General features: G+C 51.3%; 24 protein-coding genes. 17 read left to right on the top strand and 7 right to left on the bottom strand.

Annotated features, from left to right (window positions below; all coding sequences use genetic code 11):
- Positions 1 to 1388, top strand: a 1388-nt coding sequence (ptsP, locus tag F4Y39_01610; protein ID MYC12403.1) for a phosphoenolpyruvate--protein phosphotransferase, incomplete at its 5' end; no start/stop codon positions are given.
- Positions 1389 to 1409: 21 nt separating this feature from the next.
- Complete coding sequence (locus F4Y39_01605) at positions 1410 to 2543, top strand: methionine adenosyltransferase (GenBank protein ID MYC12402.1); 1134 nt, start codon at positions 1410 to 1412, stop codon at positions 2541 to 2543.
- A 73-nt stretch (positions 2544 to 2616) separates the two neighbouring features.
- Here the strand turns inward: F4Y39_01605 and F4Y39_01600 are convergent, their stop codons facing one another.
- From F4Y39_01600 to F4Y39_01585, 4 genes are read right to left on the bottom strand one after another with little or no spacing between them, the layout of a single operon-like run.
- Positions 2617 to 3978, bottom strand: coding sequence for a sigma-54-dependent Fis family transcriptional regulator (locus F4Y39_01600; protein MYC12401.1), 1362 nt, complete (start codon positions 3976 to 3978; stop codon positions 2617 to 2619).
- Positions 3975 to 5417: a HAMP domain-containing protein gene (locus F4Y39_01595; GenBank protein ID MYC12400.1), complete on the bottom strand. Its 1443-nt coding sequence runs from the start codon at positions 5415 to 5417 to the stop codon at positions 3975 to 3977. Before F4Y39_01595 ends, F4Y39_01600 begins: the two co-directional genes overlap by 4 nt.
- A 26-nt stretch (positions 5418 to 5443) precedes the next feature.
- Entirely contained in the window at positions 5444 to 6052 is a 609-nt protein-coding gene (locus F4Y39_01590) for a DUF4390 domain-containing protein (protein ID MYC12399.1), read from the bottom strand.
- Positions 6053 to 6059: 7 nt separating this feature from the next.
- Positions 6060 to 7328, bottom strand: a complete 1269-nt coding sequence (locus F4Y39_01585) for a BamA/TamA family outer membrane protein (GenBank protein MYC12398.1) — start codon at positions 7326 to 7328, stop codon at positions 6060 to 6062.
- Positions 7329 to 7535: 207 nt separating this feature from the next.
- Here F4Y39_01585 and F4Y39_01580 point away from each other — a divergent pair, with 207 nt between their 5' ends.
- Genes F4Y39_01580 through F4Y39_01570 form a run of 3 tightly spaced genes read left to right on the top strand, consistent with a single transcriptional unit; the run spans position 7536 to position 10580 of the window.
- Positions 7536 to 8384 (top strand): phytanoyl-CoA dioxygenase family protein, encoded by an 849-nt coding sequence (locus tag F4Y39_01580; protein MYC12397.1) that lies wholly within the window; start codon positions 7536 to 7538, stop codon positions 8382 to 8384.
- A 28-nt stretch (positions 8385 to 8412) separates the two neighbouring features.
- Positions 8413 to 9246, top strand: a complete 834-nt coding sequence (locus F4Y39_01575) for a phytanoyl-CoA dioxygenase family protein (protein ID MYC12396.1) — start codon at positions 8413 to 8415, stop codon at positions 9244 to 9246.
- Between the two features lie 11 nt (positions 9247 to 9257).
- Complete coding sequence (locus F4Y39_01570; protein MYC12395.1) at positions 9258 to 10580, top strand: carbon-nitrogen hydrolase family protein; 1323 nt, start codon at positions 9258 to 9260, stop codon at positions 10578 to 10580.
- A gap of 3 nt (positions 10581 to 10583) precedes the next feature.
- Here the strand turns inward: F4Y39_01570 and F4Y39_01565 are convergent, their stop codons facing one another.
- The 3 genes from F4Y39_01565 to F4Y39_01555 are packed head-to-tail and all read right to left on the bottom strand — an operon-like array spanning position 10584 to position 13545.
- The gene (locus F4Y39_01565; GenBank protein ID MYC12394.1) at positions 10584 to 12131 is read right to left on the bottom strand and encodes a carbohydrate kinase; all 1548 of its coding nucleotides are present in this window, start codon (positions 12129 to 12131) and stop codon (positions 10584 to 10586) included.
- A 9-nt stretch (positions 12132 to 12140) separates the two neighbouring features.
- On the bottom strand, positions 12141 to 12926 hold the full coding sequence (locus F4Y39_01560) for a phytanoyl-CoA dioxygenase family protein (GenBank protein MYC12393.1): 786 nt from the start codon (positions 12924 to 12926) through the stop codon (positions 12141 to 12143).
- A 7-nt stretch (positions 12927 to 12933) separates the two neighbouring features.
- Positions 12934 to 13545, bottom strand: a complete 612-nt coding sequence (locus F4Y39_01555) for a TetR/AcrR family transcriptional regulator (GenBank protein ID MYC12392.1) — start codon at positions 13543 to 13545, stop codon at positions 12934 to 12936.
- A 135-nt stretch (positions 13546 to 13680) separates the two neighbouring features.
- On the opposite strand from F4Y39_01555, the gene F4Y39_01550 reads away from it, so the two are divergent.
- From F4Y39_01550 to sucC, 12 genes are all read left to right on the top strand, one after another.
- Positions 13681 to 14310, top strand: coding sequence for a hypothetical protein (locus F4Y39_01550; protein ID MYC12391.1), 630 nt, complete (start codon positions 13681 to 13683; stop codon positions 14308 to 14310).
- A 96-nt stretch (positions 14311 to 14406) separates the two neighbouring features.
- Complete coding sequence (locus tag F4Y39_01545; protein MYC12390.1) at positions 14407 to 15807, top strand: DEAD/DEAH box helicase; 1401 nt, start codon at positions 14407 to 14409, stop codon at positions 15805 to 15807.
- Positions 15804 to 16436, top strand: a complete 633-nt coding sequence (locus F4Y39_01540; protein MYC12389.1) for a hypothetical protein — start codon at positions 15804 to 15806, stop codon at positions 16434 to 16436. The genes F4Y39_01545 and F4Y39_01540 overlap by 4 nt, the downstream gene beginning before the upstream one ends.
- Positions 16437 to 16568: 132 nt before the next feature.
- The gene (locus F4Y39_01535; protein MYC12388.1) at positions 16569 to 16856 is read left to right on the top strand and encodes a nucleotidyltransferase family protein; all 288 of its coding nucleotides are present in this window, start codon (positions 16569 to 16571) and stop codon (positions 16854 to 16856) included.
- A complete protein-coding gene (locus F4Y39_01530; GenBank protein ID MYC12387.1) occupies positions 16853 to 17206 on the top strand; it encodes a DUF86 domain-containing protein in 354 nt (117 codons plus the stop codon). Before F4Y39_01535 ends, F4Y39_01530 begins: the two co-directional genes overlap by 4 nt.
- An 11-nt stretch (positions 17207 to 17217) precedes the next feature.
- Positions 17218 to 18069, top strand: a complete 852-nt coding sequence (locus tag F4Y39_01525) for a DUF5069 domain-containing protein (GenBank protein MYC12386.1) — start codon at positions 17218 to 17220, stop codon at positions 18067 to 18069.
- Positions 18070 to 18071: 2 nt separating this feature from the next.
- Positions 18072 to 18344: a Smr/MutS family protein gene (locus F4Y39_01520; GenBank protein ID MYC12385.1), complete on the top strand. Its 273-nt coding sequence runs from the start codon at positions 18072 to 18074 to the stop codon at positions 18342 to 18344.
- Positions 18170 to 19105, top strand: a complete 936-nt coding sequence (locus tag F4Y39_01515; GenBank protein ID MYC12384.1) for a hypothetical protein — start codon at positions 18170 to 18172, stop codon at positions 19103 to 19105. The genes F4Y39_01520 and F4Y39_01515 overlap by 175 nt, the downstream gene beginning before the upstream one ends.
- Positions 19106 to 19130: 25 nt before the next feature.
- Positions 19131 to 20363, top strand: coding sequence for a DUF790 family protein (locus F4Y39_01510; protein MYC12383.1), 1233 nt, complete (start codon positions 19131 to 19133; stop codon positions 20361 to 20363).
- 109 nt (positions 20364 to 20472) lie between these two features.
- A complete protein-coding gene (locus tag F4Y39_01505; protein ID MYC12382.1) occupies positions 20473 to 23370 on the top strand; it encodes an insulinase family protein in 2898 nt (965 codons plus the stop codon).
- Complete coding sequence (locus tag F4Y39_01500; GenBank protein MYC12381.1) at positions 23351 to 24472, top strand: mandelate racemase/muconate lactonizing enzyme family protein; 1122 nt, start codon at positions 23351 to 23353, stop codon at positions 24470 to 24472. The genes F4Y39_01505 and F4Y39_01500 overlap by 20 nt, the downstream gene beginning before the upstream one ends.
- 35 nt (positions 24473 to 24507) lie before the next feature.
- A complete protein-coding gene (gene sucC, locus F4Y39_01495; GenBank protein MYC12380.1) occupies positions 24508 to 25674 on the top strand; it encodes an ADP-forming succinate--CoA ligase subunit beta in 1167 nt (388 codons plus the stop codon).
- Positions 25675 to 25859: the final 185 nt, after the last annotated feature.

The raw sequence follows: 25859 nt of genomic DNA, 5'->3' as shown, positions 1-25859 counted from the left end.
TTGCAAAGCGGGTGTTAGCCAAATTGGGGAATTGGGAAAAAGCGGGATTAGACCGATTGCCCGACAAATCGATTGTCGTTGCGCGCGATTTAATGCCCGACGATATGGCACACTTGCAACGCGACCGGGTTTTGGGGCTTGTGACAGAGGTCGGTGGTCCCACGTCTCACGCAATTATTCTGGCGCGCGGATTAGAGATCCCAGCTGTTGTCAGCGTTGCCAATGCGCTATCTGATGCGCGTATAGGCGATATCGCGATAGTAGATGGTCGCCGCGGACATTTTATTCTCAACCCGGATGATAAAACACTCGCGCAGTATCGGGATCTGGCTGAAAAACTGAGAAGGCGAAAAGCCGGGTTGGTCGATTCCCGAGATTTGCCCGCCCAGACTGAGGACGGTGTTCGGGTCGCGTTGCAGGCCAATGTGGAATTGCCCAGCGAGGTGCATTCTGCGATGGACTACGGCGCTGAGGGCGTCGGGTTGTATCGCACGGAATATCTCTATCTCGCCAGCGATATTTTGCCCGATGAGGCCTCGCAGGTTACCGCATATTCGCAAATGGCCAGGCGCATTGCGCCACACCCCCTCGTGATTCGCACCCTGGATTTGGGGGGGGATAAAATGTCGCATGTGCTCAATACACAGACAGAAATGAATCCCTTTTTGGGGTTGCGTTCCATTCGGCTGACGTTGAGACATCGCGATCTTTTTAAAATACAGCTTCGGGCGATCTTAAAAGCGAGCGCCGTTGGTAATGTGAAGTTGATGTTGCCCCTGATTTCGGGGATCGACGAATTGCGTGAGGCCCTTGCCGTGCTCAATGAGGTGCGCGAAGAATTGACGCGAGAAGGCGTACCTTTTGATCCTCAGTGTCCCGTTGGGGTTATGATCGAAGTCCCTTCTGCTGCGCTGATAGCCGATCAATTGGCGCGGGAAGTCGATTTTTTCAGCATTGGCACCAATGACCTGATCCAGTACACGCTTGCTGTTGATCGCGGCAATGATCTCGTCTCGTATTTATTTGAGCCGTTTCACCCTGCGGTCTTGCGATTGATCAAGGGCGTGGTTGATGCAGCGCATGCGGAAAATATACCGGTGACTGTTTGCGGTGAGAATGCGGGAGATCCGCATTCTGGATTGTTGCTGGTGGGCCTGGGGGTTGATAAGCTGTCGATGACGCCTTCGGCATTGCCCGAGGTCAAACGCGCAATTCGCAATACATCCTTTAAGCAGCTTCAGGCACTTGGCGAAGATGTGCTCAATATGCAGGAGATTGCAGATATTCGGGCGCGTGTAAACGCCACCTTATCCGATGAGGATGACGAGATGTTCGTTGGCGGGGAAAGTGGTGAGACGACACTACAAATGAGATTGTCATTATTCTGATTTTTTATAGGAGTGGGCTTTATGGGCCGTTTGTTTACGTCGGAATCAGTTTCTGAAGGGCATCCAGATAAGGTGGCAGATCAAATTTCGGATGCGGTGCTCGATGCCATGTTGAAGCAAGATCCCAAATCCAGGGTGGCTTGTGAAACGCTGGTGACAACCGGGCTTGTGTTAGTCGCAGGGGAAGTGACCAGTAAGGCTACCGTGGATCTTCAGTCGCTGGTGCGCGGCGTGATTAAAGAGATTGGCTATACGGATTCGAGCTATGGATTTGATTACAGAAGTTGTGCTGTGTTGGTGGCCTTAGACCAGCAATCGTCCGATATTGCGCTGGGGGTGGATACGGGTGGCGCAGGTGATCAGGGGATGATGTTTGGGTATGCGTGTCGAGAAACACCTGAACTGATGCCGTTGCCGATTACCCTGTCTCACCAATTGGTGGCAGAACTCGCGCAAATTCGCAAGGACAAAGGGCTTTCGTATTTGCGTCCGGATAGCAAATCGCAGGTAACGGTGGAATACGATGGGGACGAGCCGGTTCGCGTTCACACAGTGGTGGTTTCGACGCAGCATGATGAGGACGTATCGCACGCGCAGATTAAGCGGGATGTGAAGGAGAAAGTGATCCGCGAGGTGGTGCCCACGCATCTTTTGGATAGGGATACGATTTATCACGTCAACCCAACCGGCAAATTTGTGGTGGGTGGGCCACACGGCGATTGTGGATTGACCGGACGAAAGATTATTGTGGATACGTACGGTGGGATGGGGCGTCACGGCGGTGGGGCGTTTTCCGGCAAGGATCCGAGCAAGGTGGATCGCAGTGGGCATTATGCGGCGCGCTGGGTCGCGAAAAATGTCGTTGCTGCAGGTCTGGCATCTCGATGCGAAGTGCAACTGGCTTACGCGATTGGGGTGGTAAAACCCGTTTCGGTCGCTGTAGATACGTTTGGCACGGGTAAAATTGAAGAATCAAAAATCGTTGATCTGATTGACGATCACTTTGATCTGACGCCTTCTGGCATTATTGCAGCACTCGAGTTGACCAGGCCCGTGTATCGTTCTACAGCTGCTTATGGGCATTTTGGACGCGGAGAATTTACATGGGAACAGACGAGTAAAGCTCAGGTATTAAAAAAAGCCGCTGGGTTGTAATATTTTCATCATCTTGCAATTTTTTTAGCGCGGAAGTGAATTCCGCGCTTTTTTATTTCGCGTAAATGCGCTCTCATCTTTCAAGATCGTATTGTTTTATTTTTTTGTGCAAGTTGGTGCGTTCGATGCCCAGTGCATTGGATGCGCGTGTGACATTGCCTTTGTGTCGCTCCAGTGCTTCGGCAATGTAGTGCCGCTCAACGGCCTCGCGTACCTGACGAAGTGTTTTTCCCGCGCCGAAATCCGGGAAAGAACCGGGTTGTCTTGGAATGGACATACCATCTAAAGTGGGCAGGTCTTCGGGGTATATGGTGTCTCCTGAAACCATAATTGAAAGGCGTTCAACCAGATTTTTCAGTTCGCGGATGTTGCCGGGCCAGTCGTATTGCAAGAGTAGATCCCGCGCTTCTGCCGATAGTGCTTTGGGTAAAAATCCATTTTCTTCGGCATAGGCTTTGAGGAAGTGTTCGGCCAGCGCGGGGATGTCTTCGCGGCGCTCCCGCAAGGGCGGCGCTGTCAATGGTATCACATTCAGACGAAAGTAGAGGTCTTCTCGAAATTTGCCCTGTTCGACTTCGGCGTGCAAGTTTTTGTTTGTCGCAGCGATGACGCGCACATCTACCCGAAAGGTTTTGGCGCCGCCTACCCGTTCAAATTCACCCTGCTCGAGCGCGCGTAAAACCTTGGCCTGTACCGACAGACTCATGTCGCCGATTTCATCGAGAAATAATGTCCCTCTATCGGCCTGGAGGAATTTGCCATCGCGCGTTTTGACCGCGCCGGTAAATGCGCCTCGATCACTTCCAAACAATTCGCTTTCAATGAGTTCTTCGGGAATGGCAGCACAGTTTACTTTAATAAAAGAATTTTTCGCTCTGTGACTCATTTTGTGAACAGCGCGGGCAATGAGTTCTTTGCCTGTGCCGCTTTCTCCGAGGATGAGGACGCGCCCATTGGTGGGGGCAACGCGCGCGATCTGGTTGCGAATTTCAGTCAGGGCAGGACTTTGCCCCACCATTTCGTAGCGTCCCTCAATTTGTTGCTTGAGGTGGCGATTTTCCGCGGCGAGTTCCCGCGTTTGAAGGGCGCGAGAAATCGCCAGGAGCACTTTGTCGCGATCGAGCGGTTTTTCCAGGAAATCATAAGCTCCTCGTTTGATGGCGAGAACGGCGTTTTGCACATTACCGTGTCCCGAAATCATGATGACTGCCAGATTGGGGCGCACTTCGAGAAGTTTGGGCAACAGGTCAAGGCCATTGATTTCTGGCATAACAATGTCGAGTAAGACCAGGTGAATGCGATCTTTTTTGAGTACGTCAAGCCCCGCTTGTGCCGAGGCACAGGTGAAGACCTGATAGCCTTCACCCGATAGTATCATGTCTAAGGTTCGACGGATATTTCTTTCGTCGTCAATAATGAGAATATTTTGGTTCATCGCTGTTCCTCCGGTTGCGCTATGGCTCGGTCGGGAATGGGGAGTTGAAGGTCGAATTGCGCGCCCCCCATAGAGGCATCTTTGACCGAGATGTGTCCTCCGTGATCTTCAATGATGTTGTGTACTACGGCAAGGCCCAGGCCCATACCGCTTTCTTTTGTGGAAACATAAGGTTGGAAGATGCGCACGCGGTCTTTTAAGGGCACGCCCGGTCCGCTGTCAATTACGGACAGTGTAGCCGTGTCGTCAGACGTGCGCGTGCGTATCTCGATCTGGCCGTTTTTACCAGAGGCGTCAAGACTATTTTCTATAAGATTAATCAGCACCCGGCGCATCTGCTCGGTGTCTAGTTCGAGCGCGGGCGGATTTTCCTCCAGGTCGAGGTGAATATGGGCATCCGGGTAGAGGCGAATGACATTGTGTACACACTCATTGAGGTCGCTGGGAGACAGCGAGAGAGATGGCATGCGGGCAAAGTTGGCAAATTCTTGAACCAGAGATCTGAGATTTTCGACTTCTTCTGTGACGATTTCCGTGCAGTTGGTTACAAATTGTTGATACGCGGGATCATTGCCAGAATATTTGTCGCGCATTTGCTGCACGGCAAGTTGAATGGGCGTTAATGGATTTTTTATTTCGTGAGCCAGGCGTCGCGCAATTTCTCGCCAGGCTGCGATTTGCTCGGCTTCGAGTCGTTTGCGTCTGTTTTCTACAAGGTCTTGCGCCATCTGGTTAAAGGATTCGATGAGTAAGCCGATCTCGTCATTTCTGCCTTTGGGGATGCGGTATTGCAGGTTGTCGCGTCCCATTTCTCGCGTGCCTTTAAGCAGTGCGTTAAGCGGGCGCGTGATCCCAAAGCCAATGCGAACGCCAATCACAGATGCCAGAAGGACAACGCCTGCTGCGGCGACGAGAAAGGCGAGTAGAAATGCAGTGCGCAGATCGCCTTCCGCCATTTCAATATGTTTGTACGTATGTACGGCATTTTTGACACTGATGAGCGCCTCGAGTGACAGCAGGGCAGTTAGTGCGCGTTGCGAATCGGGAAGTGCGAGTACCAGTTGAAGCTGGTCGTTTTCTACTTTGGAGACCGCGGGACCTTGCGAAAGGTCTGTGTCAATCTGTTCGAGAGGCGAAACACGCAGGGTCAGATTGTCGAGACCGGCATCTGCAAACGCGGCGTGTAAGGCATTGAGATCGCGGTGAGGCGGTGCAGACAAAAGCTGTCCAATGTCCTGAAGTTGTCGTTTTTTGGCGTCGTAGTTCTCTTTTGCCAGAGCAAGCGCACTGGTCAGCGCACTGCCCATCTCGAGATTGACGTTGGTCTGAAGGCTCAGCGCCAAAAAGTGTCGTGCGAGTAGCGCGAGTATGAGCGTGGTGCCCAATGCCAGACCAATCAGGGAGGCGATGATGCGCCAGCGCAAGGGAATAGATCTCATGGTTGTGTCTCCAGGCAGAATGTTATTCAGTCAAGAAGATATGGGAGCGCGCTGGGGCGAAATCTGAACAGGTCAATCCATTCAGGAGATGTGGATCTGTCCAGGGTGAAAAAGAATTCGAGAAAGCTGCCTTTTTCAATTATCTTGAGCCATTGTCGCGTGCGTTCTCGTTGCTCGGGCGAGATCGGGTTTACGTCTATCCGCACCTGCAAAGTGATAGGCTCGTCGGGAAAGGGAAGCTGAGCCAGTGCGACGCCCTGAAGGTCAGAACACGCGCGTCGAATGTCTTCAAAATGAGACGTAATCTGCGTGTCTGGTCGTGCGGATTGCTGGATGAGGCGATATTGCCCTTCCCAGATGTCGTGTTCCAAACGCCTGAGCAGGCTGCTTTGTCCCAGATTATCTCCGCGGCCTGTCCGCAGGCGAAATTGCACGGCGATAGATGTCGTCATGCCCGATTCAATGGCGTCAATGGCTCGTTTTGAAAAGAGAGAATCGATGGTTGCATCGAGGCGCAGGGTGTCGGCTTGTACATAAATATAAAGACTGTCTTGCGGTATGTGTTGTGCAAGTACGGGTTGCATGCTGGCAAGCGTGCAAACTGTGAGTGTCTGGATGATGAAGAACCGGGCCATCTCGTCCTCACAGACCAATTTTGACGCCGGCAAAGCGATGTGATTTTACGATGAGTGTTCCCGTGCTGATTCCATAGCTGATATCTACGCGGTTAAAGAGCAGCATGCCCACGCCAAAAGCGAAGTCGGCATCTCGCCGATTTTTGCCATTTACAGAGCGATGTACACCGCCACTTTCGGCAAAGGCATATACCCGCCCCAGGGTTTTGAGATCGATGGCATAGAGGGCTTCAGCCGCAAAAAACAAGGTGCCGCCTTCTGGCCCAATAACGCGGCGTTCTATACCTCTGAGTTGATTATCTCCATCGAGATAAAAGCGTTCGTAAAAGGGTGGACTCCCCCAGATGCCCCCTGTTTTGACGCCGAGCGAGAGGATGTGTCCTGCGATAAGTTGCTGGTGCCGATAGAGTTCCGTGCGAAGTTTGATATAATTTGCAACTGATCCCAAAAGTTTGGAAGATAGTGTGAGTCGGGCGTTAAAATCCGTGCCTTGTCTCCAGATTGCGCTCACGGGTTGTTTGAACAGGTTAAAAGAAAGTGTGGAGAGAGCTTCCCGCCCTACGGCAGCTTTAATTTCATTGGCGAAGATCCCACCGCCCGTGGGGATGGAAGGGTGTTGAAAGTCGCCGATTTGTATGGCTTCAAAAGCGTATTTTAAGACGAAATGGTAGGCGCGCAGGGGAGAGGGTTGACCAAAACCCATGGCAAATCCGATGCGTTCGAGATCGTAGCGCCCTCTGATATCGGGGTTTCGATCGCGAAAGATGTCGCGGTCTGCAGAAGACCCCGTTACTTGAATGTGAAATGCCTGATTGGTTTTGAGAAAGAGCGGATCGCTATAGTGAAACCCCCAGTATTTGAAGCGTTCTCCCAAACCGTATTCTACGCCGACTAATTTTCCTTCGCCACGCAGATTGGCATAATGCGCATTTGCGGACGCGCCAAAACCATCGAGTTCGGAATATTCAAGGCTCATGCCCAGGTCGCCAAAGCGCTTTTCCTGTACATAGACCACGAGAATGGCTTTGTCTTTTTCTGCACCGGGCTTGACATTGACAAATGCAGTTCGGAAAAGCAGCAATCGCTCGAGAACCACGCGGCAGCGGTCGATATCCCCTTCGCGCAGGTTATCCCCCACTTTTATGGGTAAGACCTGCCGAATGATTTCAGCACGGGTTTTTTCATTGCCGCGCACTTCAATCTTTTCTATTTCGTGCCCAATTTGTCCCAGGGCAGGGGTGGCAAACAGACAGAGCAGGATGAGGTATTTGTACATGATGGTAGCACTCGTGTGGTTTTTAGATACAAGTATGCAAAAACCGTGCCCGTGTCGTGAAACTTTTCGGTATAGAAATAAAATTTGGAAAAATAAGAAGTTGTGCGTATATCTAATGTCTGAAACCCGATATGCGTTGTGTGAAACAATACGACATGTGTATCTTTTTTGCAACAGGATTGCGGAATAACATTCTGGAGGGTGTAAATGATGTCGGTTTCTCGTATTCTCGAAAAACTCAAGCGCGATGGGTTTTACGTGGTTGAAAATGTGATTCCCGAAGATGAGGTGGATACCGTGCGGCAAGCCATAGTGGCAGCACAGGCGCAAAAACACGCAGAGTCAGAGGCGGCACTGGCAGCAACCCGGGCGAAGGGACATCGCGTTGGCGCAGAGGGTGTGGCGAGTTTGCGGCAGGTGATTAATGAGACGCAGATTTTCGCACCTTATCTGGCAAGTCGAAAGATGATGGATGTGGTGGATGCGCTGTTTGGACCTTATGCGCGCGTTTCTTGCACGGATTGTGTGATCAATTATCCGGGCAATGAAAGGGGGTACTGGCACGCGGATTGGCCGTATAATGCGACCAATGCGTCGCATGTTCCCGCGCCGTATCCCGATGCATTATTGCATTTGTCGTCTATCTGGATGTTGACGGCGTTTAATGAGGAAAATGGCGGGACATTTCTCGTGCCGGGCAGTCATCGATGGCTCGATAACCCGGCGGCAGGTGGGATGGACGATGTGGATCAGGATGCGCCGTATCCCTCCGAGATGCAGGTGAAGGGCGCAGCGGGCAGTGTGCTGATTTACGATAGTCGATTGTGGCATGCAGTGGCATCAAATCAGAGTGACCAACCGCGCGTGGCTTTGATTGTGCGCTATGCCCCGTGGTGGTTGAATTTGAATCCGTCGCATATTGGCAAACCCGAGCACGAGATGATGGTGGTGGAGACAGGTGGCAAGAATTACGAATCTATACCATTGCAAAAGGAGGTGTACGACGGGTTGCCGGAAGATGTGAAGCCTTTGTACCGTCACTGGGTTGAACAATAGTTTGAAGTTACAGTAATGGAGGCTCGATATGACGCCAGAGCAAAAGTATTTCTTCGATTTGACGGGATATTTGCACTTAGAGGGCGTGGTGACAGGAGATGCGTTGGCACAAGCGCAAGCAGCGGCTGATCGGTATATGCAAGTGTCGGATGAGGATTTGCCGCCAGGTTTTCACGTAAATCGCTTGCGAAATCATTTTATCTGGCACCTTTACGGTTTTGCGTTTGACCGCGTACTGGAGGCTTTGACGCAACATCCCAAAGTGTGGCCGATTGTGAAAGCGCTGATGAATGATCGCCCGCGTTTGACGAGTGGCAATTTGATGGTGAATAATCACACGCACGAATTTCATCCCCTGCATTCGGCGCGGGAGAGTCCCAGCAAAGGACCTGAAGCACCGTACTATCTGGCTCGGGACGGAAAATGCCTGTGCGATCATCTGGTGGTGTTTTTTTATTTGACAGATGTGTATGAAGGCGATGGTGGTTTGATTATTTTGCCGGGTTCACACAAGAGCGCGTTTGATCGGCCAGAGGGGTTTTTTTATCCGGGCAGCCGGACGCCCGAAGGTGGGTATAATCCGGATTATGTTTCCTATGATGTTCCGCCAGGGGTATTAAACGTGCTTCCCAAAGCGGGCGATGTGGTGATGATTTCAGAGATGGTGACACACGGTGCGCTGAGTTGGAAGCCGAGGGATCGAGACCGAAGATTTTTGACACTGCGGTACATGCCGCAGTTTGTGATGCCGCTCAATGAATTTCCCGATGAAATTGTCGAGCGATTGTTGCCCGAGACACAGGAGCTAATTGCGACAGCATCCTATTCGCAGATTAAGGAAATCGTGCAAACTGAAAATTAAGGGAGAAGACTATGTCAGAGTTACAGCTTGAGTCTATTGAACCCTGGGCGCCACATCCGACCGCCGCGCCGTTGACAGAGCGCAGTGGGGATACACTGGCAATTGCTGCAAACGGGACGCGCACCTGTATTGGCGGATGGCAGATCGCGTATTCGGATGTTGAGGCCGGCAAAATATATGAGATTGTTGCCCAGTCGCAGTTTCAAGATGTGGATACGGCACGCGATGTGTTGCGCTGTGAGGCGTATTGGGGCCACCTGGATCGGGACAGTGGGCGGCGCGGCGAAGTTTTGTCCTGGGATTATCTCCTTCCCGAGTGGAACGGCGATACCGTGCAATTTTCGCGGCGTCTCACTGCTCCGGAAGATGCCGAACACTTGACTGTGCGCTATACGTTTCGCTGGTCGGTTGTGGGATCATCCGAATGGCAATTGCCCAGAGTGATCGCGACAGACGTGGGAGAATCATACAAACCCGTAAAAATTTGTGTCGCGACGGGACGGCGAGAAGATCGCGACCGGCGGTTTGAGTCGATTCAGGACAATGTCGATCTTTATTTGCCTTTGTGCCGAGAGATATGTGAAAAAGAAAAACCCGATTTGATTGTGTTGCCCGAGATCGCATTGCAATACGGGATTAAAGGGAGTCCGTTGGAACTGGCAGTGCCCGTGCCGGGACCCGAGGCGGAGCCGTTTGCGGATGTTGCGCGCGATTATGGCGTATATGTGCTGTTGGGTGTGCTTGAACGGGATGGCGATGCCGTTCACAATACAGCCGTGTTGTACGCACCCGATGGCGGCGTGGATGGCAAATATCGCAAGGTGCATCTGGCGGTGGGTGGCGAGATGGATTCGGGTATTTTACCGGGTGATGATTTTCCTGTATTTGATACAGAGATCGGACGGATTGGGTGCAATATTTGTATGGATTCTTCGGCGGCTGAATCGTCGCGGATGATCGGGTTAAACGGCGCGGACTTTTTGTTGTTGCCAATTATGGGCGATCACCGCGCGTGGCATCCAGAAGATCATACGTGGGATCCCGAACGCTTTCGCGGGATTATGCAGACTCGGGCGCTGGACAATCAGTTGTGTATGGTGGTGGCTGTAAATCGCGCGGAGGGCAGTTGTATTATTGACCGCACCGGGCATGTGCTGGCCTGGAATGATGGGCGTGAGCGGTTTGTGACCGCAGAGGTGAATCTCGTGGATGGATTTAGTCCAAAAAGTCGCGGGTGCTTTCGCGGGATCAACTGGATGCAGCGACGACCACATACCTATCGCGCTTTTGTCGATGAAAAGAACGCGGGGACCTTGAAAACTGAGGCGTATTGAGGATTATATGCCGAGCGCGATTTGCTCGCATTCGGCGTATTTTTTAACCAGTTCGTCATACACTGCGGTGTTGGTGGGCTTAACGGCGGAGCCGGATATGGGTTCGGCGATGCCCTCGCTGATGTCTTCCCAGGTGGTATTGAGGTGCGCATGCGCTGCGCGGAGGGCTGCGCCGAGGGCTGCGCTGTTGGTGACTTCAAATTGGTGAACGGGGCAGTTTTGCACGTCGGCCATGATCTGGAGGATTTCGGGATTGACCGATGCCCCGCCAGTGACGTAGATGGCTGAAGGGCGCACGCCCATCCACTCTGAGTGAATGCGCATGGACATCATTTGTGCCTCGACAACCGCGCGGCAATTGCCAGCGGCGTCCTGTTCGTCGAGGTCAAATCGGTGTACGCCGGGATTGAGGACATTGGGTACGATTTCGGATTCAAAATAGGGTAGCATGATTTTGCCATTATTGCCCGGGGGGGTGGATTGGAGTGCATGGGAAAAACCGTCCCAGTCCAGACCATGAGATTGGCGTACAGCTTCGCGGGCGAGGGAGCCGTTTTTGAAACATATAAGGGTCATGTAGTCGCCAGTGGGTGAGACAAAGACGTGACCTTCGCCGCGCGGATCGGTCTGGCAATTTTTCATTGTGCCAAAATAGGTGTCGCTGGTGCCGAGTGAGATGGCGACAAGGCCCTCTCGGATGAGACCGAGGCCGATGACGCTGTTGGGATTGTCGCCCGACCAGACGAGCGCCTGTGCATTGGGATTGACGCCGTATTTATCGACAAAGTAGGGGTTCACTGTGCCGATAATTGCGCGGGATTCTGCAAGTGGAGGCAGACGATGGGATAGATCGGGTGCTGTGTCGTCGAGCGCAGCCGCATGCCAGGCCCGGGTCTGAATGTCCATCAAATTCATGCCCGCGCCATCGCCGTGATCGATGGGGGTTACTTTGCCCGCGATCAGAGAGGCCATGAAGGAACTGACGAGCATGATGTGTGCGGTGTTGTTATAGGCATCGGGTTGTGTTTTGTAGAATTTGCGGATCTGTGGTCCCGTGAAGCGCTCAAAGGTGGTGGATCCCGTGGCGCTGGCTGTGGCTTGAAGACCGCCGAGGGCGTCGCAAATTTCATCGCATTCGGCGCGGGTAGAGGAATCCATCCAGATGGGAGATGTGTCGCGAGAGAATATACCGCTGAGGTTTTCTACGAGGGATTTTGATGGGTCGAGATTGGACAAGATATCCGCATTTTTGAGATAAACAGAGCCGTGTTGTTGTCCCGAGCCAGAGATGGCCCGGATATTGCCGAGGGTTATGCCCTCGGTTTTCATTTTGTCAAAAAGCACATCGAGGGCTTCGGCCCACATGAGAGGTGGCGAGTGAACAATTTTGGGATCGGGATGATCGAGGACGCCATTTTGAGTGCCATAATGCGGTAGCGTTTCGTCGTAGTTCAGTGAAACATCGTACACGATTTTGCGGGTGTCGATGTCTATGATAATAGCACTCAAGCTCTGCGTGCTGGCGTCAAGCCCGAGATAGAGGTTGCTCATGGATACTCCTTACGATTCATAAATAACCGGGCATTTGGATGGGTCGTCAATGTGTCGGGAGAGGCCCTGTCGCTCATCGTTGACGGGACGCGATTTTTCGGTGCGCATGTGAATGGCAAAGCTGCGACGGGGTCCATTGGACCGGTTGGGCCCACTGCCGTGGAGTGTGAAGCAGTCGTGCAGGCTCAATGCGCCGGGGGGCAGGAGCATGGGGACTTCTCGCCAGATGGCCTGTTCGGGTATTGATATGCCGTTGCGCAATGTGTCGAGGTCCTGTTGTTGAAAGCCGAAGTCGATGTCCAAGAGACCCCAACGGTGTGATCCGGGGACAAAGCGCATTGGTCCTGCATCGGGTGTGATGTGGCTGAGGGCGACCCACGCAGTGAAGAGTTCGCTGCCGTCTTCCCATATTCGCCAGTAGTAGCGGTCCTGATGCCAACCGATGTTGGTGACGCGTTGATCCGTGGGTTCGCCCACGGGTTTGTAGAGCAGTTGCACCCACCAGACTTGCACCATTTTTGCTCCTGTGACTTCAGCGGCGAGTTTGCCGAGGGCGGGATGCGAGACCAGGTCCATGATGGCGTGACTGGCAAATTGTGGCATTTCAATTTTGCAAAGTGCTTTGGGATCGTCGCCGGGGTTCCATCGGGAGTTTTCCGGCGGATGTCCGGTATCGTACTTCCCTGCGCGTACAGCATCCATGCCTTCAATTGCTGCATCGACGACATCGGTTGGAAAAACCGGGTCAGAAATAGTGCAAAAACCATCTTTTTGATATTGTTTCGAGATGGTCATAATATCCTCACGCCACGTGTCGCCGCGATACTTGCAAAAATCGCACGGCGCGCTGTCCCAGCCGTTTTAATAGATCCAGATCTTGCCGCGCTTTGGCCAGTATCAAAATGCCTTCGTAATACGCCCACAATGCCAGAGCTGTTTCCCGCGTGTCCATGGGGGATAGATCACTGGCTTCTACCGCCTCGTCGAGTGTTCTTTGTAATCGACCGATTACATCCTCAAAGATGCGATCAATTTTATGGCGGATCAGCGGCTCGTGCGCGCTCATCTCTACGGCGAGGTTGCCAAACGGACATCCGCAAAGTTGTTTGTGCCGCTCGTAAAATTGGCAATTTTGCTCGTAAACCAGTTCAAAAAAACGCGAAATCCGCTCCAGCGGTGGTCGTTTTGATGAAAAAGCCCGATCCCAGGCGGTCTCTCGTGTGATCTCCCACCATCGATCTAATGAAGCGAGTACCAGGTCTTGTTTGGTCTCGAAAAAATGGTAAAAACTCCCCTTTTTTACTGCGGCAGCTTTGCACAATTCCTGTACACCCACGTCGGTATAACTGCGCGTTAAGAACAAGTCCATAGCAGCCTGTATCAGCCGCTCTTTTGCATCGCTCGTGCGTCCCATGATGTGCCTTTTACGATAGATTCGATAAGTCCGCGTCGTTTTTTGTTTTGCTTTAAATTTTGTAAATTGATAATATGGGCTGTTCTGAAACTAAATATAGTCTATCTAAACCGACTTTTCAACAAGGAGCTTCACATGCGCGTCATCGCAATTGGCACGGAATACACGGGTAAAACCACACTGGTTCAAGCCATACAAAAATGGGGCATGGAGCGCGGTATTCGCCATCACATGGACGATCACTTTTCCGTTCCCGACCAGCAAACCCTTACAAATCCCGCAGATCAAAAGGCTATGAACGAAGTGCCATCGCCCATCAAAGAGCGTTTTCAGCGTTTTCAGATCGCTTATCACGTGCGTCTGGTACACAATTACCAGCACGTCTTGCTCACGGGTTTTCACATTGAGGAAATGGTGTACGGTCAACGCTATTACTATCCCGATCTTGCGCGTCCGGTCGAAAATCCCCAGGCATGGGAAAAAGATATGCCCAAAGATATTATTCTGGTGCATCTCACAGCCAGTCCCGAGGTCATCAAACAGCGCATGAAAGACGATCCACACGATTATCCCATTGTACCCGAATCGGATATCGAAGAGGTCCAGGAGGCATTTCACGAAGAATTTCGCAAGTCATTTTTTAAACAAAAATTTCAGATCGATACATCAGACCTGAATGCAGACACTCTGCTCGAAGCCTTTCTCGATGAATCGTTTCCCTATCTCACCGCCGCTGATCACGCCATTCGGTTGGCGAGACCGTAGTTAAAGATGAGGGACTGGGAATTGGTTCCCACCTCCAACCAGCCCTCTTTGTCTCTTTGTGTGAGGCATCTACTCCATCCTTCGAGGTAATTCATATTGCCATCTCCATCTCCCGACATGCGCCTCGCGTTCGACGATGGCACGCTCGTTCTGCTGGATCCGCCAGCGGACTATGAACCGCCATCTCCATTTGTATGGGATAGCCGCGTGGGGCGTTGGCGCGCTCAGGCGCATCGGTATCGCAATATTCTTGAAGCATTACAGGCTCAGGATGTTGGGATAAAAAATGTGGTCCCGCGCTACAACCGCCTCAAACTCAATTTTAATCGCGAACACACCCCGCATCCGCATCAGGCTGAAGCCTTTGATGCCTGGCAATCAAATCAATATCGCGGCGTGGTTGTTCTGCCTACGGGATCGGGCAAGTCGCTTCTGGCGCTGATGGGTATTGCGGAAGTTGGCCGCAGTACTCTTGTTGTCGCGCCTACGATTGATCTTATGAATCAGTGGTATGACTTGCTCAAAGATGCCTTTTCACGCGATATCGGCATCCTGGGTGGGGGGTATCACGAGCTTGAAGATCTCACTGTAACGACTTATGACAGTGCGTATATGCACATGGACCGCTACGGCAATCGCTTTGGGTTTCTCGTTTTTGACGAAGTTCATCACTTGCCCGGCGAATCCTATTCTCACGGTGCAGAACTTTCTATTGCCCCCTATCGCCTGGGGCTTACAGCCACGCTCGAACGTCCCGATGGCCGCCATCTTATGTTGCGCGATCTCGTGGGGCCAACCGTTTATGAAAAGGGCATTCGCGACCTGTCTGGCGATTATCTCTCCGAGTACAATACAGAGCGCATAGAAGTCGATATGGTGGCTGAAGAGCGCGCCGAATACGAAGCCGCGCGTTCGCAATTCAGTGATTTTCTGGAATCCAAGAATTTGCGGTTGGGCAGTGCTTCTGGATGGCAAAATTTCGTGCGCCTCTCGGCTCGCTCCAGCGACGGCCGAAGGGCGATGCTCGCCTACCGCCGCTATCGAAAAGTCGCTCTGGGCACAACCGCTAAGTTGCGCGTGCTGGAAGACTTGCTGAAAAAACACCCGCGCGACCGCATGCTCATTTTCACCAACGACAACGAAACTGTTTATACGATTTCAGAGCAATTTCTCATTCCCGCCATCACGCATCAGACTCGCACAAAGGAGCGCAGGGAAATCCTCAAAGCTTTTAATCAGGGTGATATTCTCGCGCTCGTCACTTCTCGCGTGCTCAACGAAGGGGTCAATGTTCCCGAGGCCAATGTTGCGGTTGTGCTTTCGGGGACGAGTACGATCCGCGAGCACGTCCAGCGATTGGGGCGCATTTTGCGCCGCCGCGAAGGCAAACACGCCATTCTCTACGAAGTGATCTCCCGCAATACGGTTGAAGACCGCATTTCTCGCCGCCGCAGGCAACACGATGCGTACGATGGGAAGCAACGAGAGATGTTCTGAAAGGAGACGCTGTGCATATCGAAGATCTCTTTACCCCAGCCCAACGAGTGCTTGTTGCCCACCTTCACAGCCGTGACCAGGAGGAGCGCCGGGCTGGTTCTACCGACCCGCTGCGCCTCAAGGCTGCCAGCCCAGAGGTGGCACAGTATCTGTGTCTCACCGCGGTTCACCAACGGGCGAGGACGCTGGTCGAATTTGGCACTTCGCACGGCTATTCCACTTTGTATCTGGCCGCGGCAGCGCAGCACACGAGAGGCCGCGTTTTCACCCTGGATCAGATGCCCGAAAAAACCGCGGCGGCTCAGGGCAATTTGAGAGCCGCGGGTCTGGATCATCTGGTAGAGTGCCACACGAGTACCGGTGATGTTTTTATCGCGGCTCTTCCCGATTGCGTGGATTTCGTCTTTATCGACTTTGGTCTGCACGCTTTCGTGCCTATGTTCGATATGCTGGAAAGCCGTCTGGTGCCAGGAGCTTTCATTTTTGTCGATGGCTGGTCTGCGGTTGAGCAATGGTACCTGGATCCGGATTGGTCCGCTTTCAAGAGCCGTCTGGACGAGGCGCCCGATTATCTGACGTGTATCCTGCCCCTGCAAAAGTCGCATCTCATCGCCATTAAGCTATCCTGAGTAAAAAACAAAGATGGCCCGATTCCGAACGAGAGATATTTTGAAATGCGGTTGACAAAATGGCGTTGTTGCTACACTTTTTGGTTGTGAGGATAATTGAATCCGCGGCAACATCATAAAATGGATCTGACAATGAACAAAACCGAAATAGTGAACACACTAAAGGCATTGAAACCCGATCTTCTCCAACACAAAGTGCGAGAAATTGGTTTATTTGGATCTTTTGCGAGAGATGAACAGCAAAATACCAGTGATATAGATGTCTTGATAGATTTTGACGATGATGCCAGCTTATTTGATCTGATTAGAGTCGGAGATTTTTTGGAAACAAAACTTCACCGCAAGGTAGATGTTGTCCCCAAAGAGTCACTTCGGGAGGAAATTCGAGACACTGTTTTGAAAGAAATGATTGTATTATGAGGGACTTGACGCTCTATCTAAAAGACATATTGGCGGCGATGGATAGTATTGAATCTTTCATCACAGGAATGACTTTTGAAACATTCGAGGGTGACGATAAAACATCCAGCGCTGTCATTAGAAAGCTCGAAATCATAGGTGAAGCTTCTAAACAGATTCCAGACGAAGTCAGAGCGATTTCGCCGCAGGTTCCCTGGCGAGAGATGTCGGGAATGCGCGATAGATTGGTCCACTCCTATTTTGGAGTCAATTTTCGACTTGTTTGGAAAGCCATTACAGATGATACGCCTAAAGCCAAACCACACATTCAGCAACTTTTAGCTGATATAACCCAAAACAAATTGAAATAGAAAGGCAAACTATGGATCTGACGAAACAACCGCCTCGCCGGCCGACTAATACTTCAATGCTCGGTATTGTCTCGCTTGCTCGTTTGACCGATAAAGCGCGGGCGCACCGGGCAAATACGATTGGCGATCATCTCTATGGCGAGAACTCGGGGTTGGACAAGATAGTACTCGATTTTCTCGGCGTCTCGCACGATGATTTTGCCGATGCAGCCCAGCGGATGAGCGACGCGGAATTGTGCGATTGGCTACGCGAAAATTACCCTAAAACTGAAGACGAGGTTCAGGCGTATAATAACGAGCTTCTCACCTGGGAACCCTTTGATGATGCGAGTCGCCAGCGCTTAAGAGATCGCCTTGAAAAATTCAATGCCGATCCCAATAAGGTGAAAACGATGCTCCAATCGATGGAACTCGACGACTGGGGGTGTTTTCGGGATACCGATTTGACCCAACATCCACCGCGCTCGCCGTATAACAGCGATGTTGCCGGTATTTACGGCGGATCGCGTATGGGCGATAAAGCACGCGCGGCAAAGGCGGGCAAGCTCAACGATTATATCTACGATTGTCCCATTGATAAGGTCATTCTTGAGTTTCTCAATATATCCGCCGAAGATTTTCAGGATGCGGCCTATCACAATGTCAACGATATCGAACTCGGGGATTGGGTGCTCGAACACACTGACCGCACCCAGGATGAAATTTCGCGTTTGAACGCGGGTCTCTCTCAGAAGGGTCCTGAAGGTGAACAGCAGATGGAAATTTTCAACACAACGCTCGAGCGCATAGCACCTGGTCGCACTGATATCACGACCTGGTTTGACCTGCTCGATCTGGACGACGCGCACGCCTACAATCTATAATAATGCCCAAACCTGTCGAACTTCCAATTGATGGTGAACTCGATCTCCATCTCTTTCATCCGCGCGATGTCAAGGCTCTCGTGCCCGATTATCTCGATGAATGCAAACAGCGCGGTATTTCCGATGTGCGTATTATTCACGGCAAAGGCACGGGTGCGCTACGGGAAACCGTACACGCGATCCTGAAACGCCGCCCCGATGTCATCGCATATTATCTCACCGATCACAACTGGGGTTCGACCTCTGTTGTTCTCAATCTGAAGACACAATCGTGACGCCCAATTTAGAACTCGTCGAATACATCCAAAATGCCGAGCGCATCCTTATCTTCACGGGGGCAGGTGTTTCCACCGCCAGTGGCATACCCGACTTTCGCGGTCCCGATGGCGTGTGGAAAACCCGGCGCCCGGTTTATTATGGGGATTTTATGACCTCTGAAGAGGCGCGTATTGAAGCGTGGGATCAAAAACTCGAAGGCTGGGCTGCCTTTGAAAACGCCCGTCCCAATGCCGTTCACAAGGCTGTTGTGAAGCTCGAGCGAGCAGATAAAATCGAATGCGTCATCACGCAAAATATTGATGGCCTGCATACCCGGGCTGGCACCTCACCTGAGTGCTTGATCGAATTGCACGGTACCAATGCGGAAGTCGAATGCCAGACCTGTGGCAAACGCAGCGATCCCGAACGCCACTACGCTGCCTTTCGCCGCACTAAAAAACCTCCCATGTGCGAATGCGGAGGTTATCTCAAATCTGCGACCATCAGCTTTGGTCAACTGCTCATTGAAGCGGACTTGCACCAAGCAGCAAAAGCAGCAGCCAATGCCGACCTGGCGATATCTCTGGGTTCTACTCTATCCGTCTATCCCGCCGCGAGCTTTCCATTGATGGCAGCAGAGCGCGGTGCGCCCTATGTGATTATCAATAAGGGCAAAACTGATCACGACAATTATGCACATCTCGCATTGCGCCTTGAAGGCGATGTAACAGAAATTTTTCCACTATCTGTAGAAGAAGCACTTGAGCCTGTCCTGTAACAGGCGTTTCAAGTCTTACCGCTTTATGCTCACTTCCGACCTTTTACTCGTGCGCCGTCGCGGGCCTTATATCGAGCCTCGCTATGTGGATGCAGCAGCACCCAATATCATCGCGTTGGCAGAGGAAATTATCGATATTTTCACGGATCATCAGGGCAAGTCGCGCGGTGAATTACACAGTGCTCTGGACATGCGTGCAGCCGAGGCAACGGATTATCGCGTTCAACGCGGTCTGACGAAATTGCTCGAAGACGATCGCTGTGAGTTTCGCATTGACAGTATTGTTGAACCCGAAGAAATTCGCACACAGGTTTTTGGCCTCAGCCGAGAGAATCACCCCGTTGTCCGCGAACCCGATCTTCTCTATCCCGTCACGCGCGAACACATTCTCGACCAGGTCGCACTCAAATATCAGACCTCATCGGAAAATATCGCGCATAGCCTCTACGCAGACCTTCCCATCAATCACTATCTCGATCGCTTTGACGCGCCCGATCCCGCGTGGCTGCTCAATCGCTACAATGTTGCACTCGCGCAGGCTATGTTCTATCGCTGCACGCGCATGCGACTTTCAGTGCATCGCAACTTGCCCGTGCGCTACAAACAGCTCTTCAAGTTTATCAAATTTTATCGCCTGATTCACGATATCCGCGGCGACAGAGATGCGGGATACGAAATCGTCCTCGACGGTCCTGTAAGCCTGTTTCGTCTCTCGCAAAAATACGGTATTCAGATGGCTGTTTTTTTGCCTGCGTTGCTCTTGTGTACCCGCTGGAAAATGGAAGCGACGGTCAAACTCAAAGATGGCCGCGAAGGCGATTTTGTCCTGGACGACAACCACAATTTGCTTTCGCACTACAAAGATCAGACCATGTACGATTCTCTTCTCGAAGAGACCTTTGCTACGCGCTTTGAAAAAGCCAAAACCGACTGGGAGCTCGAACGCGAAACAGAAATTGTGAATCTCAAGAATACGGTTTTCATTCCCGATTTTGCATTCCGCCATCCCGATGGCCGCACGGCGTTGCTCGAGATCGTCGGTTTCTGGCATCCCGATTATCTGAGGCGTAAACTCGACAAGCTCCGCCGCGCCAATCGCAAAGACCTCGTCGTCGCCGTATCCCGCGATCTCAATGTCCAGGAAGAAGATTTCGAGGATGTGCCCGGGCATGTTTTCTTTTTTAAAACCCGAATCCAACCCCAGGATGTCGCCCGACGCCTCGATCAAATTCGCATGGAAGACTGCGTAAATGATTGAACATTACGCGGGGAAATTGTATATTTGAAACTTCTATCCTGTTCACAGCATCCCAAAATAGACAGACCTGCAAAATTCACAACACGGTTCACTTTCAAAGGAGTGCATTATGCGGAAATTATTCGCCCTTACACTTTTCACCCTTACACTGATCGCCTCGCCTGTATTCGCCGGGTTTACGCGCGTTAATGCGCCCAATCCCGACGATCCGATGAATGTACATATTTACAAACTCGACAATGGCCTTACGGTTTATCTCACTGAAAACCACGAGGAACCGCGGTTTTATGCCGAAATCCCCGTGCGGGCGGGAAGCAAACACGATCCCGCCGAATCTACGGGTCTGGCGCATTATCTGGAACATATGCTTTTTAAGGGTACGCAAAATATCGGGACATTGGATTATAAAAAAGAAAAAATGCACATTGACCGCATTATTGCGCTCTATGAAGATCACTTCCGCGAAACCGATCCCGAAAAACGCAAGGCCATTTATGCAAAGATCAACAAAGCATCTCAACAGGCCGCACAATACGCTATACCCAATGAGCTGGACAAACTCTACAAAGCTATGGGCGAGAGTGGCTTGAATGCGCACACCTGGCACGAAGAAACCGTGTACAAAGTGGGGTTGCCCAGCAATTATCTCAAACACTGGGCAAGAATTGAGTCCGAACGGTTTCAAAATCCCGTGTTTCGTTTGTTCCAACCCGAACTCGAAGTGGTATATGAAGAAAAGAACCGCACATTGGACAACAAAGGCTGGCTCATCAGCGAGGCTGTGAATAAACATCTATACAAAAAGCATCCCTACGGCCAGCAAACCACGATCGGCGAGGTTGAGCATCTCAAAAACCCCTCGCTCAAAAATATGTACCAGTTTTACGACACGTATTACGTGCCTAACAATATGGCGATTTGTATTTCTGGAGATATTGACATCGACGCGACGATTAAACTGATTGACGAACATTTCTCGGCATGGAAAGCCAAAGATATTCCCGCGCTCCAAACATGGGAAGAACCGGCGATTAAAGGTGCTGAGCGCGTCACGGTTAAATTTCAGGGCGAAGAATACGTACTTCTGGCCTTTCGCACAAACCACCGCAGCCACAAAGACGCCGAAGCTCTAAAGCTGATTGATATGATCCTGGACAATCGCACTGCGGGGCTTATCAATCTCAATCTCGTGCAGCAGCAGAAAGTACGACGCGCGGGAAGCTATCCCTATTTACTCAATGATTACGGCACGCAATATCTGTGGGGTATTCCAAAAAGAGATCAAACACTTGCAGATGTTGAGCAACTTCTGTTGGATCAAATTGCTATGATCAAACGCGGGGAATTTGACGAAAGCCTGCTGTCTGCAATTGTCACGGATTTCAAAAAGAACCAAAAACGGGGTTTGGAATCCAATCGCAGTCGGGTCAGACAAATGACCAGTGCATTTCTGGGATTTGCCGAATGGGATCAAGAGGTTGCTGAAATTGCTCGTATGGAAAAAATCACCCGAGAAGATGTTATTCGCGTAGCTAATCATTATTTTGGTGAAGGCTATGTTGCGGGGTATCGCATTGACGAACAACACGAATTGCCCAAGATCGAGAAGCCCAAAATCGACAAGATTGATATTGATCCGACCCGTCAATCCGAATTTGCAAAAGATGTATTGACTATGCCTGCCGATGAACTTGCTCCCGTTTTTGTCACCGATAAAGACTATACCATTGCACAAGTGCGGGACGGTGTAAAACTCTATTATGTGAAAAACCCGGTTAACGATCTCTTCACTTTTACACTGAGCGTGGATATGGGGACGTATCAGGATAATCGACTCAGCACAGCCAGATCGCTCCTGGACAAATCCGGTGCTGGCGACCTGGCTCCCGATGCGCTGAAGAGAGAATGGTACAAACTGGGTACGGATTTCAATATTGGCGTGTCAGATAATGAGACCAATATCAGGATTTCCGGCTTAGATGAAAATTTTGAGGCATCTCTTTCGCTGATGATGAAATATATTCAGAATCCGACTGCGGATCAGGCCACGCTCGATGAACTCGTCAAAATTACCCTCGCGCAACGCGAAGATCAAAAAAAGGATCCCCGTTCTCTGCGCAATGCCCTGCGTTTGTACAGTCGTTATGGCGATAATTCGTCGTACAAGCGCCGCATTTCTTCTGAGGCATTGCAAAATCTCACGGTTTCAGAATTACACGGTTTAATATCCAGCCTGCCGACCTATGAACATGCTTTGATTTACGGTGGTTCCAGGCCGCTGGACGAGGTTCTTGCGACTATCAAAGAGCATTTTCCCAACAGTGGTGACTTAAGAACGCCTCCTGCTTATGAACGTCTCATAGTTCACGCGCCAGACAAAACCGAAATCCGATTCTTTCACAAAGAAACAGCGCAGTCTCAGGTCTTTGTCGAGTCTGGAGGCGTAGTGTTCGATGCTGCACTTCGTCCGGCTATTGATCTCTACAATGATTATTTTGCCGGGGGTATGTCGGGTATTGTTTTTCAGGAATTGCGCGAAGCCCGCGCACTGGCGTATTCTACATTTGCGCGGTATGACCTCGGTGATCGCAGCAATGATCAGAATGTCATGTGGGGATATATTGGTTGCCAGGTAGACAAAACCCCGGAGGCTGTTGCTGCACTGGTCGAGTTGATTGACGATTTGCCCGAATCTCCCGAGCGTTTTTCAGAAGCCAAAAATTCTGTGGTCAATCGCTATCGCGTCGCCAAGATCAAATACCGCGAGTTGCCCGGCGTGTTGCGTATTTGGGAACGCCGCAACCAGACGCCCGATCCGAGAAAAGAGCGGTTCGGTCACATTCTCCAGGCCGAGATGCCGAGTGTGCTCGATTTTCACAAGCAGCATATTGCCAGACGTCCCAAACTCATTTCTATTATGGGCGACACGACCAAATTTGATCTCAATAGTCTGAGCACTCTCGGCACGATTACACCCGTGACACTGGATGATTTGTTTGTGGATTAGGAGTGATCAGATGAAAATCACCGAGGTAAAAACATATCATTTGCGATATCCCTTGCGAGAGAAGTTCGCGATTTCGAGGGGATGGTCCACGAGCCGACAGGCGCAAGTTGTGGAGATCGCCACAGATAATGGCCTGATTGGGTGGGGTGAGGGGACAGGCGAAGTCCATCGATCTGCGATTGATACACATATTGTGGGGCGCAGTCCGTTTGATTGTGGCGCGATCTATCAGGCGTTGTCCGATGATGGGGTAAGTCCGCAGGCGATCAGTGGGATAGATATTGCGCTGTGGGATTTGATGGGCAAGGCGCTCGAGATGCCGGTGTATCAACTATTGGGGGGAAAGGTGAGAGACAAAATTCCCGCGTATGCCACCGGGTTATTTCGCATAGACCGCCCCGATGTGACACAGGCACTCGTCGATGAGGCAAAAGGGTATGTCGATATGGGTTTTTCTGCGATGAAAATGAAGATCGGATTTGGCGAGGCTTACGATACGAAAAACGCAGGGGCAATTCGGCAGGCGATAGGTCCCGATGTGTTGTTTGCCGTGGATGCCAATTGTGGGTATGATGTGGGTACTGCCATCGATGTGGGGCACAAGATCGCACACAATGATTTGTTCTGGTATGAGGAACCGATACCAACGGATGATGTGCGCGGGTATTTGCAGGTGAAAGGCGCGTTGCCTATACGCATTGCGGGCGCGGAAGGGCTGGGTGGACGTTGGGCATTCCGCGAGTTGATCCAGCAGCGGGCACTTGATATCGTGCAGCCCGATATCAGCATTGCAGGTGGGTTTAGCGAATGTCGCATTATTGCGGCGATGGCGAGTGCAAATTATGTGCGGGTTTTGCCGCATATGTGGGGCAGTCATATTCGACTGGCGGCGACTGTCCACTGGCAGGCTACTATTCCCGATGCGCCGGATGCGTTGAACCCAATTCCATCTCTGTTTGAATACGATATGACTGAGAATGGATTGCGAACGGAGTTGGCTGTGAATCCGATCCAGGCGGTGGATGGCGAAGTGCCCGTGCCCGATGCGCCGGGATTGGGCATTGAGATTGATCGAGGTGTGTTGGAAAAATACGCTGTTTGAGTTGGCATTGGATAACACAAACACAAGGAACAGAGATGAAAATTCACGAATATCAGGCTAAAGAAGTTCTCAGGGCCTTTGGTGTGCCCGTGCCAAATGGTGCCGTTGCTCGTACGCCCGAAGAGGCCGAAGCGATTGCCAAAGACCTCGGTGGGGCAGTGGTCGTCAAGGCGCAGATCCACGCAGGTGGTCGCGGGAAAGGGGGCGGTATTAAACTCGCATCCAATCCTGCCGAAGCCAGAGAAGTGGCATCCGAAATTATTGGCATGCAACTCGTTACCCCGCAGACGGGTACTGAAGGGCAAAAAGTCAAATCCGTTTGGGTGGAAAATGCGACGGATATTGACCGGGAATTGTACCTGGGTATTGTGCTGGACCGCGCGCAGTCGCGTCTGGTCGTTATGGCTTCCAGTGAGGGTGGGATGGATATTGAAGAGGTGGCTGCGACGACGCCGGAAAAAATCCTCAAAGAGGTCGTTCATCCCGGTGTTGGTCTCCAGCCTTTTCAGGCACGGCATCTCGCACTCGGTCTGGGGCTTGAAGGCGATCAACTCAAGCAGGGGGTCGCATTTATTACCGCTCTTTACAAAGCATATATAGAGACCGATTGTTCGCTCGCAGAAATCAATCCTCTCGTTGTGTCCAAAAGTGGTGAGGTTCTGGCTCTGGATGCCAAGATGAACTTTGATGATAGTGCGATGTATCGCCATTCTGATATCTATGAATTGCGCGATGTTGACGAGGAAGATCCGCTCGAGGTCGAAGCCTCAAAATACGATCTCAATTATATCAAACTCGACGGGGAAGTCGGCTGTATGGTCAATGGCGCAGGTCTGGCAATGGCTACAATGGATATTGTCAAATACGCGGGGTCGTCACCGGCAAATTTTCTCGATGTTGGCGGGGGAACCAATGTCGAGCGCGTCAAGAATGCGATGCGTATTCTCACGTCCGACGAATCGGTCAAAGCTGTGCTGATCAATATTTTTGGCGGTATTGTGCGTTGTGACCGCGTGGCAGAAGGCGTTGTTGCCGCGCTTGAAGATATCGAGATCAATGTGCCGCTCGTGGTGCGACTGCAGGGGACGAATGCCGAGGAAGGTGCGCAAATTCTCGAAAATTCGGGTCTGGAATTTACCGTTGCCCGAAAGCTCAAGGAAGCCGCCGAGGCTGTTGTCGCGGCGGTTCAAAATGCCGCATAGACCCGGGACAGGGCGTAAAATGAAAAGGGGCGCAGGATGCCAGGGCGCTCCTTATTTATTGTGTCTTGTATTGACAATATGGCAATAATTCAGACAATATGGCAAATTTTTCAAAATCATATAAATCTCAAGCTGAGAATAAATAGTTGTTCTATATTAAATTACAATTTTTCGGTCTTTATGGT

This window comes from Gemmatimonadota bacterium (genome assembly GCA_009838845.1).
Taxonomy (GTDB): domain Bacteria; phylum Latescibacterota; class UBA2968; order UBA2968; family UBA2968; genus VXRD01.
The sequence above is the reverse complement of the archived record's forward strand: the minus strand, read 5'-3'. Positions and strand labels throughout refer to the sequence as shown.